The sequence below is a fragment of the Legionella brunensis genome (genome assembly GCF_001467025.1).
In the GTDB taxonomy this organism is placed as follows: Bacteria; Pseudomonadota; Gammaproteobacteria; order Legionellales; family Legionellaceae; genus Tatlockia; species Tatlockia brunensis.
Window position 1 is genome coordinate 526,336 of the sequence record NZ_LNXV01000029.1, and the last position, 13,174, is coordinate 539,509.

Sequence of the window (13,174 nt, forward strand, 5' to 3'; positions counted from 1 at the left end):
GTATATCCTCTTATCGAATATTAATTACAGTAATAATGGGCATAAGATCTTCTGCAAAGGTAATAATGATTCTGATCTTTTTGCCGTCTATATTTTTTCCTTCAATACAATATTTCCAGTCTTCTGCACTTTCATTAATGTATTGATCTTCGTATGTGTCTTTTCGTTTATTCCTGCCTCTTTCATAGCCAGGGATGCCTTTTAAAATATTAATAACATCAGTTGCTAAAATTTGCCTTTCTATCATTCTTTGTTGAGTATGAGGAAGAAAAGCATAATTTTTTTCTTTGATTTTTTGCTCTATTAAAGCAAATAGGTCTTTATCCGTTCTTTTTACAGGCTTTCCTGACATTAATACAATCCTTAAACCTAAGTTTAGTATTTGTAAACAAAGTTTACAAGTTTTTCTGATTAAGATACTATCTTTTGAATGTGTTCTGCCCAAGCATCTAAGGCTTCTTTACGTTGAGGAAGCATCTCATTTTTATTGTAAGTAGCCATAATTCGAGGCATTTTATGTCCTAAGCATTTTTCAATTACGACAGGATCGATATTCAAAGACTCGCCCAATTGAGTTGCAAAAGTTCTTCTTAGATCATGGGCTGTCCATTCAGTAAGGCCAACACGAGTCTGGATTCTTTTAATTGCACGAGGAAGGGCATCTTTAGACATTGGGGCCTCATATGTTATCCCAGGAATTACGAAAAGGGACTCAGAGATTGCTTTAAATTGAAGCAATAATTTTTTGGTGAGTTCACTCAAATGTATTTTTACTGTAATGGCTCCTTTTGAGTGTTCAGGAGGAATAGTCCATAGAGATTGTTCAAAATTAAAATGATGCCATTGAGCAAGTCTGATTTCACCAGTTCTAACGCCAGTCAGTATAATGATTTTTATGGCCAATCGAGCTGATTCAGACATTTGGCATTGTTCACCTTCTAGGAACTTCCAGATAGTTTTTATTTCTTCAGGATTTAAAACTCGTTCTCTTGGTTTTTCGATACCGCCAATGTCCCTTGTTCGTATATTTATTGCTGGATTATATTGAATATATCCGCGGCTCACCGCATAGTTTAATACTTGTTTTATTGTGCTTAAAATACGATTAGCATGAATAGGGGCGCCTCTCTGTACTATTTTATCAAGTGCTATTGTAATATCTTTAGTTTGTAGATTATCAAGCACCATGTGGCCGAGGAGGGGGATTATCTCAGAATCGATTTGATATTTGATGGGACGCGGTTGTTTTCTGTTTTTCACCGCATAATTTTCGTACCAAGAGCGTACCAATTTTGAAAATGTATTGTCTTCTTTTAGTTTTTCTAACTTAGTATTTTCTATAGGGTTAATACCTTGTTCTTTTAAACTTTGAGCTTTGGCAAGATATTCACGAGCCTGTTTTAGACTAATAGCCGGATATTTCCCCAAGGTCATCTTTTGACGTTTACCATTCATACTAAATCGGTAAAACCAAGATTTATTACCGCTAGGCATTACTCTAATTCCTAGTCCAGAAGATTCTATTTTTTCAAACCAGGTGGTATCTGGAGTGAGATTCTTTATATAGCTATCGATAAATTTCATATACACAGTCCTTTTGATTTGGTACCATTTTTGGTACCAATATTTATGTATAGGTATATTATCAAATGATACTGATTGAATTTGAAAAACTCAATAAAATCTTTTAAGTAAAGGGGTTGTGGCTTTTTTTGAATATAAATGATATTGTTTGATATCGATATGATAAAGTTTCGTAATCAATAGGTCCGCGGTTCGATTCCGCGCAACGGCATTGTAGAATCAATAAGTTATGAAAATTTATATTTTAAATTTTGTGGCGTGTCGAATATGTGTCGAAGTTTGATAAAAATAAACCGATTCATTTTTCTTTTTTTTTCAGAGGCCGGTCTGAAAGGAATATCTTTAAATAACTAAGTGAAAAAATAATTCGAGCATTAATAGAAAGGCGACTTTAGCCGCCTTTTTTTATATTTATATTTATATTAATATTAATATTAGTGACACGCAGGAATACAATACTCTTTTCCTTGATAATACAGATAATCACCATATTGATTCGATACATTCCAACAACACAGGCCATGGGTCACATTAGCTTGCATTGATTTATTATATGATGATTTGGCTTTTATTTTCTCTAGACATGATTCTATATTTGAATCAGATTTATCGCAAAATGCCATCAATTTATTAAATTGATCTGGTTTAATGCTATTACTAGACATATTTTTAAATCTATTTGCATCTGTGTCTGAAATTAAGTTAAAAGCATGACAATTCATGGTCATTGCTAACATTGATACTGCTATTGCTTTTTTCATTTATTCATCTACCTCTCAGTTAATTGTAGAATCTCCATACAGTTCACCAGTGATTAATCCTTTACCCACTCAAAAACCTTAAAACTCTCCAGTCTCACCATGGTTAAAGTTAAAAGTTTCCTGTCTATTGTTTAGACTCTAGTTTGATTGATTCTTTACTGTTATTTTTCAGAACAGTATTCAGAAAGAGGTATTGGTTTCTTTGCAACCTTCAAATATTCATTATAATTTTTATGACAACCTTCTTTTGCCTCTGCCTTTTTTGCATTTGCATACTTAACAGCGCCAATGCCAGCGCCGATCGCGGCTACAGCACATCCCTGTAGTTGAGATATTGCTAAAATTACTCCCATTAAAAGAGATAACGATTTTAAAATTTTCATATTAATACACCTGATTGTTTGAATTTAATGCACTTGCTTGGGATTGGGTATTTTGAGTACATTGCAACCGAAAAGCCAAAACCTAGTAGATGGGGGGTTAACTCCGGATTTTCGTTGTATTGTTTGGTTAAAAATAAAACTCCATCTTTAACTGATTTCTTTTCTAAGAATGGATAATAACTTCTATAACATTTAGCGAGCTTTTCTCCCGCTAATAATTCAATGGATACCATATAGCTGGCAAATGCTTGCGTTACGGCTGTGTTACAGATATCTTGATTGCGTATGTATCGCTGATCTTTACACTCCAAGATAAAATCTTTACCCGTATATATTCCTGCAGAATAAATGCTCTTACCCACCATAAAACAAAGGGCTAGTAAAAATATTCTTTTGTTTAGAAGCAAAGTAATACTCATTACATTTAGAAGCAAACATTATTATGGCAATGAACACCGGATCTAGGGTTTCCTGCCCGATGCCTTTGAACAAAAGTCCCATTCTTTTTTATGTAAGGCCTGACAGTATGCGTTCTGCCATAAGAAGAACCATATTTTGGAGTTTTATACGAATAGGAATAACAGCGTTTTGCGTAACTTGCAGATATTGGTAATAAAGAAAAACAACACAATCCCAACAATAAAAATCTTACTTTCATGACAGCCTCATTATAAAAACATGAGTTACAGAGCCGAATTTTTATTTTTGTTTTCAAGTAAAATAAAATTACTTGTCGGGTGATAACAAATTAACCTGGTGATCATATATTAATCACGGAGGGCGGATGCTAAGAAATCTTTAGTATCCTGTCAAGCAAAAAACTAAGATTCTCTTAGTTTGGCGATTAAATATTCGAGCAAACTGAGTAGATATGGTTATTTCCCCATTACCGAAGAGGGTAAAAGAAGCAAGACTTGCTACAAAATTTTCGCAAAAAGAGTTGGGTATTGCAGCAGGAATTGACCAGTTTTCGGCCAGCCCTAGAATCAATCAGTACGAAACAGGCAAACATACCCCTGATTAAATATTAAAAACACTTGCTGAAGCATTATCTGTTCCCACAGCCTTTTTCTATGCCGAAGAAGATGACTTGGCGAAAGCAATCAAAGTGTTTGTTAAACGTAACTGAGTAGTTCTTTTAATTCTCTTTTCCATTCTGCTAGTTGATGTTGCATATCCCTAATTTCTTTACACCTAGCACCATGCTTAAGACTATTTTTTTGAGAAATAGCTTTACCCTCTAGAGTCTTAGGGCCGGTCGAATACTTCCACGGCTTCTGCTGTTGTATTCTTTTTGCCTGTTGCAATCGTTGTTCCAATGTCCATGACCTTCGTTTCATAAGCGACCTTAGTATTCAGTTCGTTTGCAATTTTTTTATTATTTTCAATTTCGCATGACTCAGATTTTACATTATTGTTTACTTGTTGAGTAATGGCATTATTTTGTTGTTTTATTATAGTAGTTGTTCGGCGGGGATGTTTTAGTTCAGCCAATGCCATTAATGTTTTTCTACAATTAGCTTGAGCCTTTAAAGCAATGTTTGCAAAGACCTCTGTATGTTCCATGCTAGAGTTAGGTAGTTTAGTTAATGCGTCATAGAACACATACTCAAGGCTTTTAGCTTGAGTTATAAGTATGGCTTCAATTTCATTGGTATCGTTATTAAGAACTCGGTCCACACTTCTAGATAATCGATTAAACGCAGCAACATCATCAAATCCACGCCCATGTAATTTGCTGAGTGCAATAGTTGCATGACCACCGGAATGCAGGTACAACTCTGTAGTTGTTTCTTTCCTTTTTTCTTCGATTTTATCTTTTTCAGCTTGCTCTAACATTGCTTGAGCTTTGGTCTTTCTAGGCATAGTGTTTCTCCTTGGAATTAATCTGGAAATTTATAAAAACCACAAGTGCAAAATGGTCTTCGATAACCGCATTTACAAACTGTAGTTAATTGAATATCCTCAACAACAAAATTATATTTTTCTTGATTCTCATTTGGAGAGCCCAGGGAACCAGGAGAACTTGCTTGTTTCTCCTTGATTTCCATGGTTCCTTCGGAAGTTGCTTTAGAGGGAACTAGAGAACTTGATGTTGATTCTACGCGAGCTAATAAATTAAGGACACTCATCATTAAGCCTCCTCTTTGGCCAAAATCCAGTACAATGAAATTGTACGACCTCCAATTTTTACTTTTTTTGAGTTTTTTCCATAATCTTTCTCTATAATCCAATGAGCATCGTTCAAGGCCTGTAAAATAATTTTTAAATCAAATCCAGTTGCAGCTTCTTGTAGTGCTGGCGAATTAAACAAGAAAATACGTCCCTTATCAGTATCTTTCCAATAACCCGCTCGGTCACGAACTACAGGCCTTTGATCAATGTTATCCCCTTGATATATGGCCTTAGTTTCTTGCTCAAGTCCAGAAAATCGACTATCTCCATGTCTATCAATAAAATGGCGTATGCCCTGAAGTATTTGACGCGTTTCGGTTTGCCCCTGGCCTCTAAACTCACGCCATACATTAAATAATTCAATAGCTGCCTCCAATGCTTCACCTTGTTGCCATCCAGTTAAACCATATTCCATCGCTTTTTCACCAGCTAATGCGATTAAGGCAAATAGACCAGCTGCGCGGCTTTCTATACCGTCCGAAGAATAAAATCCATCTAACTTACAAAATCTAGCATATAGCTCTGATAGGTTGTCCTTATCTTCCAACAGTTTTTTAACAAATTCTGGACCAGCAACTCCATGAAATAAATTTGTAGATTGCTTCATAGAGTCAGCAAAGGCACGTCCGTCAGTTAATCCATGCAGATTATCAAACGCACCATAAGTCTGATCAGTTGCAGGAATATTTAGCAATCTTGCTTCTTGTCCAGCTTTAACTTGTTGCCCAGCTTCTTTCATATGAGCGGATAATGTACGTTCTCCACTAGATAAAACGATTGTTCGCCATCTAAAAGAATCACGTGAGCCACCATTACGCTTTGCTCGCTGTTTCCCTTGACCATTCGCTAGGGCGTAGATTATGGCGCCAATTTCACGAGGATCACATTCACTGATTTCATCTAAAACCAGTAAGCTATCATTCAATGCCGCTGCTGTAGCCTCTAATCCATTGGCAGTAGCACGCCAAGCACGGACATAACCAGGACCACCCCATACACTTGCGGCAACTTGTAATGCAGTTGTTTTACCATTACTGGATTTGCCGATTAAATGAATACCTCCACCACCAGCAGACTGTTGTTTTACTTTTAATAATAATGGTGCAGCAAATGCCGCAGATACTGATAACAATAAAATTGGATTTTCGCTGCACCGTGTAGCAACTTTTTCACGCCAGTTTTGAATATCACCTTGTTGAGTAAAATCATCGTGTGCTGCATATTCTGATTGGAATCGTACATTATTATCACCAATGGTTTTATTAGGCATTACAAAAGATCGTCCATTAGAATGCCATCCGGTGCGAGTTGCAGCTATTGTTCGGCGCTCAGGTTTTTGCTGCATCAGCCAGCTGTTTAAATGTTTTTTTGCATCAAGGTTTATCCTGACTCCTAAATTTAGTAATTCACCTCGCATTTCATCGCCATTGCCCTTTAGAAGGTGCATAGGCATTGACCATTCTCGCCATCCTCCAAATGGCTGAATAAATCGTAGTAATAGACCAAAAGATTCATTGCGCTCATCGGCTGTAATTGCTTCTGCATGAATTGGCGAGCATACCCATATATCGATTGGTTTAGGCTCTTCACCGTTATTAAAAGTATGCCAATATAAGCCAGGCGGTTTAGAATGACCATCTATTGAAAACCAGTCGTCATAAACCATGAATCCAGGTCGTTTGATTTTAGGTTCCGTTATTATTTCAGGCGGAACCTGATTAGGTGAAATTACTTCCAACTTAAAATTCGAAGAATCTTGTAAATTATCAGTAGTCGTAGTTCCCTTAATAGTTTTCTCAGGGGAACCGTTAATTGGCACGTTATTATTGGGGGTTCCCTCGGTTCTCTCAGATATTTTTTGATCTAAATTAGACATGTTGTACCTCCTGCATAGCGAGCCAACAATGCAAATCATTAAAATCTTTCAATGATATGGGGGCACAATTGGGCCATATTGGTTTGCTAAATAGAGCCCCAGCTGCAATTGCTGCTTCACGTCCTTTGGTTAAGCCTGGATTATTTGGGTTTAATCGATCATCATCTGCACAAATGATCAATTCTACATCCGGTAAAAAACTACGAATGGATGTGGCTACTAGTTTTAAATTTCCCGCATTACAAGCTGCAATTACACAATGTGTAGGATGTTTTTTAGCCAATGTTGCGCCAGTAGCAAATCCTTCACAAATTAGTATTTTTTGATTATTGTGTGGTTGATGTTGGATAGGTATAAAATTACCTTTAATTGCTCCGTTGAATAAAAACCGTTTTTCACCAAGCTCATTGATATACTGCAAGCTCCATATTTTTTCGTCAAAATCGGTCACTGGTAAAACTATTTCTTTACCCTGTTGTCGAGCATGAAATGGTAGTATGCGTTTTTTGATTATGTAGGGATGGTTAGGATTGGCTTTAGGATAACTTTCCCATAAACACGCAGCACGTAAGGCTGTCTTCTGTTGTTCCTTAGCTTTCATTGTATTACGCATCTTACAAGCTTCTTTTATACGCTCGATTTGGTGAAGACGCTCAGATGCAGTCATGTGATCCTGATTTTTGGCACTCCATTTCAGATGAATTCCTTTTTTCCAGTTGCCACATATCCCGCATGGCACACCATCAAGATGCAATACATACCATCCATTTTTAGAGCCGGATTTATCTCCCTCAATATGGAAACGATGCAATTGTGCGTCGGCAATTATTTCATACGGGGGAGTAATACCATTGGCTAATAACTCCGCTTGGAATTGATTAATAATTTGATTAAAATCCATGATGCAGTCCTCTTTGTGATTTGCTAATTGCTGTACAGAGTTGATGCTTTGCCTCATTCAATTACGCTTGAATGAGGCTGCTATTCAGATGTTCTTTTCTAGCTCTAATTATTAGCCGCGCTGAGAAAATCAGATAAATTACTTTGGCAATATCGGGTGTCATATGGCCTCCTGATTTTCACCAGTATTTTGTTGCAAACCAAAAGATGCAAACCACGCATCGGTCTCTTTTATGGGGTAAAGAACTTTACCGCTTTTGATTTTGATAAATTTAGGCCCAGTTCCTTTCCATCGTTCACGTTGGAACCAGTAACGAGAATATCCGTAGCGATAAGCTGCTTCTGTTTCATCTATATAAAGTTTGTTTAACTGAATCATTTTTAATCCTTATAAAATAGGTTGCTCTTCTTGAAATCCATTGAAATCAAGAGAATTCAAAATATAAGGGGATTAAAGAAACTAATCGCACACCAAGTTTCTAATTAAAAATGGATAGGAACTTGGTGTTCATCAAGAGCGAGGCTGAATAGATAGCAGTAAACTGAAGTAAAAATTGAATAGCTCTTTTCTTGTTTCATCATACTTTTTTTTTATGCTAGAAATGGTTCTGTTTATATGTTGACCTAGTGCTATGGAGGTTTCGATTAGGCAAATTTTAAAGGGGTTGTCATCTTTATTGTTTGGATAAAGTTCGTCAAACTTAGAGTTAATAATTATTAATACAGAACGGACAAATTCAAGAAATTGCCCTTTATAGATTAAAGTACCTGTTTTTCTATCTTGATGAAAATTTTTATCTGCAGGCTGGCCTGTTGCCTTCTCATAAATTGGAATAAGGTAGTAAATGAGCCCAGGTATTGCCTGTAATGCGTTATTACCAGTTTTTTTGCCAGGGCTATTTTTTATTTTCTGCATTGCAATGGGTAATGCTGAGTCTAGCATTTGAAGTGTCTCGTATACGCCATCTAAGGATTGTCTAGTATTTACTTCTTTGGCCCATGGACCATAAAGTTTTATATGTTGCCATGTTTCATAGCCATATTTGTTTAAAAGTATATCAAGGTAGCCTAGTAATTCAGAAGTATGATGCTCAACTTTCTCTAATAGTTTCAGCTCATCTGTTTTCCCTGGCGTTAATCTATTTATATCCGGATAAAAAGTACCAAGAAATGAAACAATATTATTTAGTAGTTCAAATAAATTGTCTTTGGTAATTTGTATGTTTCCACTGAAAACATCAGCGATTATGTGTTCAATTTCAACTTCATTAAAAAACTTGCCAACAAACGGATCATCAACAGTATGACGGAAGAGACGTGTTTTTTCGGTAAAATCACTCATTATTTTGCTCTTTTCTATCAGAAAATTGATTTAGTGCAGCACGCTCACGTTCTAACTCTATACGCAGCTCTTCTTCAGAGGGTAAGTAATGTAAATATTTAGAGGCAAACAACTGTTTGCTATCAGTTAAAACGGAGTACTTAGCAACAGCTTCGCTTTTTTCACTGCATAAAATTAAACCGATGGTAGGGTTGTCATCAGAATCTTTGCGGTGTTGATCATAAATTCTGACGTAAGTATCCATCTGGCCAACATCTTGATGAGTAAGTTTGCCTATTTTTAAATCAACGAGTAAAAAGCATTTCAGCTTGTAGTTGTAGAACACCAGATCAATATAAAAATCCTGATCTTCTGTAGAAATTCGTTGCTGCCGTGAGACAAATGCAAACCCTTTACCAAGCTCCAGTAAAAATTGCTGAAGATTATTGATGAGCGCTTGTTCTAGGTTGCTCTCCAATGTTGAGGCGTAGGGTAAGTTCAAAAAATCTAGGATATAGGGATCACGTAAGTAATTTTTTGGGGTATTTTTTAGTTCGTTAGTATGCGATTTCGCTTCATCAATCACTGGTTGCTTATCTTTACTTGATAATAAGCGTTCGTAATATAATTTATCGATTTGACGTTCTAATGCTCTAACACTCCAAACATGATCGATTGCTTCTTCCATGTACCAATCACGAGCTTTCTGGTTTTCTACGCGCATTAGCACACAATAATGAGACCAACTTAATTTGGTAGACACTGTCTGCCAAATTGGATACAGCAGATAAAAGCCCCTCATATTTCGCAGATTGCGCTCATTAAATCCCTTGCCAAATTCTTTACGTAGCTGCTCTGATAGTGATTTAATTTGCTGTTGACCATAACTTGCTCTAATTTTTCCCTTTTGTTCATGCTCAACAATTAATTGTCCAATTTCCCAGTATATTTTGACCATAGCATGGTTAATCGTCTGCTGTAGTTGGCTTCTTGATTCATGCAAGAGATTACGAATTGCAGATAGTAATTCAGTTGAAAGAGGTGTATTCATTTTAATAATTCCTTGTTATCTTGTTGAATTGCAATTACTTCAGCAGATTTTATTACCCCCATGCATTTAAGAATGTAGTCCGTAATAAGCAGTATAGGTTTCCTTAGTCGTTCAACGTCAGCAACAATATATCCAGCCGTCACGTCGTTAGCCATTTTATGATTTAACAAACGCTTAAGTGCATAAGCGGGAATATCCAGACTTTCAGCAATGGTAATAAAAGTTCTGCGCAAATCATGGACAGTAAATTGAATATCAGAAAGCATGGTTACTTTAGCCATCTGCTTCCTTGGCTCCACAATATGACCAGCGGCACCTGCTCCAGGAAATACATAGTCATTTGATCTATTTGCTTTCCGATGCATGAGGAGGTCATAAATAAAATCGCTAAGGGGGAGGGTATGCGATTCATTATTTTTTGTTTCAATAATAGTTAGCGTTTTAGCAGTAAGGTCAACTTGATTCCATGTTAAGGTTGCAGCCTCTTGTCGCCGTAAACCGGTGAATAGCACTAATAAGAGATAATCCTTTAATGTTTGGTTTGATAGCTGCTCAAGCCCTTTGTACCATGGTGCAAGCTCATGCGATTTAATAAAAGTTTGTCGCCGTTCTACACGATACCAGGCTCTTGTTTGCGAGAGTCGCTTGACTGGATTTTCTGTAATCAGAGATCTTCCTTGAGAATCTTCGTACTGGCCAGCAGCAAAATTAAATAGGGCGCGGAGAACTCGCATGGCCAAATTAGCATAAGCCTCACCATGCGCCTCACCTAATTTTTCATGGTGTTTAGCAATTTTATCTTTGGTGATCGATATGAGTGGCTTGTTAGTCCAGCTTGAAAATGCTTTGGTTAAAATTTGCTTATAATTGGTGATTGTTGAAGCCTTAAGTGATTTTCGAGTTTGAAGGTAATCCTTAAAGACATCATTTAAAGTAACCTGGCGCATTTGATTAGCCCGCTTTTCTGCAACAGGATCAATTCCCATGGCAATTTGACCAAGCATCTCAAGCGCTTTATTCCTAGCCATCTCCGCAGTTAATTCGGGATAACGTCCAAGTGTAATGCGGCAGAGCTTCTTATTTATTAATTTTTCAACAAAGAAGGCTTTTGTACCGCCAGAAGTGATACGAACACCGAAGCCTTTAAGGTTGTCATCGTAGTAGCGCTTTTGTGCTGTTTTACCCTCTTGTGTTGCTAGAGGAAGGGGTAGATTATCAACGGTGGATTTTTTTATTCTCATTTACAGCCTTATTTTCGTGTCGAATATGTGTCGAATGAAGGATTAAAAACCATTCATAGAAATTATGATGGATTATAAGCGGTAATATCATGATAATAAAGGTATTTAAAATAAATTAAAAATGTGTCTAAACCATTAAAACTCTTAGTTTTATAATTCGTAATCAATAGGTCCGCGGTTCGATTCCGCGCAACGGCATTAGAAAAATCAATGGTTTACAGCTTATTTTCGGAAATTAACAGAGAGAAAATTTAAAAACGTTCCTGTAAACGTTCCTCTATGCTCCTGGCTAGGCAGATATTGGTTGTTTTTTTACACCCGAAAGAAGTTATCCATTTTTCGCTTCCATAGTGCAATAAAAAAATTGATTTAATAAATAATAATGCAGCCGTTATATCAATAAGTCATGAACTTGGCTGTAAAAATCTAAAATTTCCATTATTCTTGCTCGCTGCTAATTTTCAAGGATAAAGGAATGAAGAATAAAATAATATTGGCAGCTTTTATACCAGCATTAAGCTTTTCATCAGTCTATGCTAAACAAATTTTTCCAGCAGAAATTATTGGGAGAGACTTGCTTGTTCCCGGAATGGGCTGGCTAGGTCATGTCGGAATTTCTACAACCTATATGACCTCTCCAGATGGTATGCAGAAAAATGCAGACCAAGTCATAGAGGTGCTTAATGAAAACCCTGTTGGACAAATCAATTACATAGATAACTTTAAAAAGCGCTCAAAGTATTGAGGAAGTAAGTATGGCGTTTCGGATAGAGGTAGATTTGGATATCAAGTACTTGTAGAAGCTAATCACTAGCGTTGGTGGTGCCCAAAATATACTTCTGATACAAAATATCATATTGGCTCAGGAATCCCAAATACTGGACAAGTCATTGAGTGTGGAACTTGGCGTTGCGACACTTATGCATGGTGGGCATTTTATAGTCAAGGCGTAAATACCATGCCTGGGAAAATATGGGTGCCAAAAATAATGTTTGATTTTTTTCCATATTTTAATGATGAGAGGGTAGGACTAGAATCATCAAACTATAGAGATATCGAAGCTCATAAAAATTTAGAAACTGTGAGTGCGGAAGAGCTTAATGTAATGCCTTATGAGGAATTTCAAATGATAATGGATGTTCCACCAGTTCACTATGTGACGTCGCCATCTACCGTACAGATGCAATTAGCTTCTGACTCAAATTTAAATAATGGGAAACGGGGGGTAATGATAGATAGGCTGATAGTAGATGATGCAGAGCCTGATTTAGTTAAAAAGCTATTAAAGCTCTACAATGAAACTGAGAGCAGTGAAGTTAAAGATAAAATTGTTCAAGACTTAATGCTATACAATCAACGGCATAGAAATGTTGAGTCTTATATTGAAAACGATCGGCCTCTATTGAAATCATTTTTTGCAGAGTTTTTAAATGCTAAGTCATTATCGCCAAAAATGGCTGATGATGCCATCAGAGGGTTTATTGATACTCATTCTGCAGATGAGGTTATGACAAATTTGGATTTAATTAATAAATGGCTTCCCATAATAGGTCATTATTCATCGATTATGCTGAAATACACATTGGTATTTAAATCGAAAGAGCTTCAACGTACTTACATAAAATCGATAGTTGATGAACTACGTGAAGCTAATAATTCAGATTTAGATAGTTATTTATTTGGTCCATTATCAATGGGGTATCAAAATACAGGAAAAGGTTTACTCGAACCAGAATCCAAAAAAATCGTCTTGGATTATTTAAAAGAGGTTCATTACAAATACACTCGGAAAGGAAGAGAGTGTTCATCTAACTGTGTCACCTCATTGATTATCTAAGTCTCAGGTTCATACGGTCTTCAAAATAAATATGAAGCTGAGACG

At 36.4% G+C, this 13,174-nt stretch carries 16 protein-coding genes; 3 read left to right on the forward strand and 13 right to left on the reverse strand.

The window, feature by feature from the left end; translation table 11 throughout:
• Positions 1–10 precede the first annotated feature (10 nt).
• The 5 genes from Lbru_RS11165 to Lbru_RS11185 form a co-directional block, all read right to left on the reverse strand.
• Positions 11–352 carry a DUF4258 domain-containing protein gene (locus Lbru_RS11165; RefSeq protein ID WP_058442198.1) on the reverse strand — a complete coding sequence of 114 codons (342 nt, stop codon included), beginning with the start codon at positions 350–352 and terminating at the stop codon, positions 11–13.
• A gap of 59 nt (positions 353–411) precedes the next feature.
• Positions 412–1,584, reverse strand: coding sequence for a tyrosine-type recombinase/integrase (locus Lbru_RS11170; RefSeq protein WP_058442199.1), 1,173 nt, complete (start codon positions 1,582–1,584; stop codon positions 412–414).
• 434 nt (positions 1,585–2,018) lie between these two features.
• Positions 2,019–2,345 carry a hypothetical protein gene (locus Lbru_RS11175; RefSeq protein ID WP_058442200.1) on the reverse strand — a complete coding sequence of 109 codons (327 nt, stop codon included), beginning with the start codon at positions 2,343–2,345 and terminating at the stop codon, positions 2,019–2,021.
• 161 nt (positions 2,346–2,506) lie between these two features.
• Positions 2,507–2,728 (reverse strand): hypothetical protein, encoded by a 222-nt coding sequence (locus Lbru_RS11180; RefSeq protein WP_058442201.1) that lies wholly within the window; start codon positions 2,726–2,728, stop codon positions 2,507–2,509.
• Positions 2,725–3,135, reverse strand: coding sequence for a hypothetical protein (locus Lbru_RS11185; protein WP_131793445.1), 411 nt, complete (start codon positions 3,133–3,135; stop codon positions 2,725–2,727). Before Lbru_RS11185 ends, Lbru_RS11180 begins: the two co-directional genes overlap by 4 nt.
• 464 nt (positions 3,136–3,599) lie before the next feature.
• On the opposite strand from Lbru_RS11185, the gene Lbru_RS17830 reads away from it, so the two are divergent.
• Positions 3,600–3,752, forward strand: coding sequence for a helix-turn-helix domain-containing protein (locus Lbru_RS17830; protein WP_238583871.1), 153 nt, complete (start codon positions 3,600–3,602; stop codon positions 3,750–3,752).
• Between the two features lie 224 nt (positions 3,753–3,976).
• On the opposite strand, the gene Lbru_RS11195 is transcribed toward Lbru_RS17830, so the two are convergent.
• The 8 genes from Lbru_RS11195 to Lbru_RS11230 form a co-directional block, all read right to left on the reverse strand.
• A complete protein-coding gene (locus Lbru_RS11195) occupies positions 3,977–4,594 on the reverse strand; it encodes a hypothetical protein (RefSeq protein ID WP_058442203.1) in 618 nt (205 codons plus the stop codon).
• 17 nt (positions 4,595–4,611) lie between these two features.
• The gene (locus tag Lbru_RS11200; protein ID WP_058442204.1) at positions 4,612–4,863 is read right to left on the reverse strand and encodes a hypothetical protein; all 252 of its coding nucleotides are present in this window, start codon (positions 4,861–4,863) and stop codon (positions 4,612–4,614) included.
• Positions 4,863–6,779, reverse strand: a complete 1,917-nt coding sequence (locus Lbru_RS11205; protein ID WP_058442205.1) for a DUF927 domain-containing protein — start codon at positions 6,777–6,779, stop codon at positions 4,863–4,865. The genes Lbru_RS11200 and Lbru_RS11205 overlap by 1 nt, the downstream gene beginning before the upstream one ends.
• Positions 6,772–7,680 carry a toprim domain-containing protein gene (locus Lbru_RS11210; RefSeq protein ID WP_058442233.1) on the reverse strand — a complete coding sequence of 303 codons (909 nt, stop codon included), beginning with the start codon at positions 7,678–7,680 and terminating at the stop codon, positions 6,772–6,774. The genes Lbru_RS11205 and Lbru_RS11210 overlap by 8 nt, the downstream gene beginning before the upstream one ends.
• Positions 7,681–7,839: 159 nt before the next feature.
• Entirely contained in the window at positions 7,840–8,058 is a 219-nt protein-coding gene (locus Lbru_RS11215) for a helix-turn-helix transcriptional regulator (RefSeq protein ID WP_058442206.1), read from the reverse strand.
• 132 nt (positions 8,059–8,190) lie between these two features.
• Positions 8,191–9,021 (reverse strand): hypothetical protein, encoded by an 831-nt coding sequence (locus Lbru_RS11220; protein ID WP_058442207.1) that lies wholly within the window; start codon positions 9,019–9,021, stop codon positions 8,191–8,193.
• Entirely contained in the window at positions 9,014–10,051 is a 1,038-nt protein-coding gene (locus Lbru_RS11225; RefSeq protein ID WP_058442208.1) for a PDDEXK nuclease domain-containing protein, read from the reverse strand. The genes Lbru_RS11220 and Lbru_RS11225 overlap by 8 nt, the downstream gene beginning before the upstream one ends.
• Positions 10,048–11,292, reverse strand: coding sequence for a tyrosine-type recombinase/integrase (locus tag Lbru_RS11230; RefSeq protein ID WP_058442209.1), 1,245 nt, complete (start codon positions 11,290–11,292; stop codon positions 10,048–10,050). The genes Lbru_RS11225 and Lbru_RS11230 overlap by 4 nt, the downstream gene beginning before the upstream one ends.
• 475 nt (positions 11,293–11,767) lie before the next feature.
• On the opposite strand from Lbru_RS11230, the gene Lbru_RS11235 reads away from it, so the two are divergent.
• On the forward strand, positions 11,768–12,037 hold the full coding sequence (locus tag Lbru_RS11235) for a hypothetical protein (RefSeq protein ID WP_058442210.1): 270 nt from the start codon (positions 11,768–11,770) through the stop codon (positions 12,035–12,037).
• A gap of 213 nt (positions 12,038–12,250) precedes the next feature.
• On the forward strand, positions 12,251–13,129 hold the full coding sequence (locus tag Lbru_RS11240; RefSeq protein WP_058442211.1) for a hypothetical protein: 879 nt from the start codon (positions 12,251–12,253) through the stop codon (positions 13,127–13,129).
• Positions 13,130–13,174: the final 45 nt, after the last annotated feature.

Excerpts from the sequence above, each read along its gene's own strand:
- Lbru_RS11165 (WP_058442198.1), bottom strand. The coding sequence starts at position 352 with ATGTCAGGAAAGCCTGTAAAAAGAACGGATAAAGACCTATTTGCTTTA.
- Lbru_RS11170 (WP_058442199.1), bottom strand. The coding sequence starts at position 1,584 with ATGAAATTTATCGATAGCTATATAAAGAATCTCACTCCAGATACCACC.
- Lbru_RS11175 (WP_058442200.1), bottom strand. The coding sequence starts at position 2,345 with ATGAAAAAAGCAATAGCAGTATCAATGTTAGCAATGACCATGAATTGT.
- Lbru_RS11180 (WP_058442201.1), bottom strand. The coding sequence starts at position 2,728 with ATGAAAATTTTAAAATCGTTATCTCTTTTAATGGGAGTAATTTTAGCA.
- Lbru_RS17830 (WP_238583871.1), top strand. The coding sequence starts at position 3,600 with ATGGTTATTTCCCCATTACCGAAGAGGGTAAAAGAAGCAAGACTTGCT.
- Lbru_RS11195 (WP_058442203.1), bottom strand. The coding sequence starts at position 4,594 with ATGCCTAGAAAGACCAAAGCTCAAGCAATGTTAGAGCAAGCTGAAAAA.
- Lbru_RS11200 (WP_058442204.1), bottom strand. The coding sequence starts at position 4,863 with ATGATGAGTGTCCTTAATTTATTAGCTCGCGTAGAATCAACATCAAGT.
- Lbru_RS11205 (WP_058442205.1), bottom strand. The coding sequence starts at position 6,779 with ATGTCTAATTTAGATCAAAAAATATCTGAGAGAACCGAGGGAACCCCC.
- Lbru_RS11210 (WP_058442233.1), bottom strand. The coding sequence starts at position 7,680 with ATGGATTTTAATCAAATTATTAATCAATTCCAAGCGGAGTTATTAGCC.
- Lbru_RS11215 (WP_058442206.1), bottom strand. The coding sequence starts at position 8,058 with ATGATTCAGTTAAACAAACTTTATATAGATGAAACAGAAGCAGCTTAT.
- Lbru_RS11220 (WP_058442207.1), bottom strand. The coding sequence starts at position 9,021 with ATGAGTGATTTTACCGAAAAAACACGTCTCTTCCGTCATACTGTTGAT.
- Lbru_RS11225 (WP_058442208.1), bottom strand. The coding sequence starts at position 10,051 with ATGAATACACCTCTTTCAACTGAATTACTATCTGCAATTCGTAATCTC.
- Lbru_RS11230 (WP_058442209.1), bottom strand. The coding sequence starts at position 11,292 with ATGAGAATAAAAAAATCCACCGTTGATAATCTACCCCTTCCTCTAGCA.
- Lbru_RS11235 (WP_058442210.1), top strand. The coding sequence starts at position 11,768 with ATGAAGAATAAAATAATATTGGCAGCTTTTATACCAGCATTAAGCTTT.
- Lbru_RS11240 (WP_058442211.1), top strand. The coding sequence starts at position 12,251 with ATGCCTGGGAAAATATGGGTGCCAAAAATAATGTTTGATTTTTTTCCA.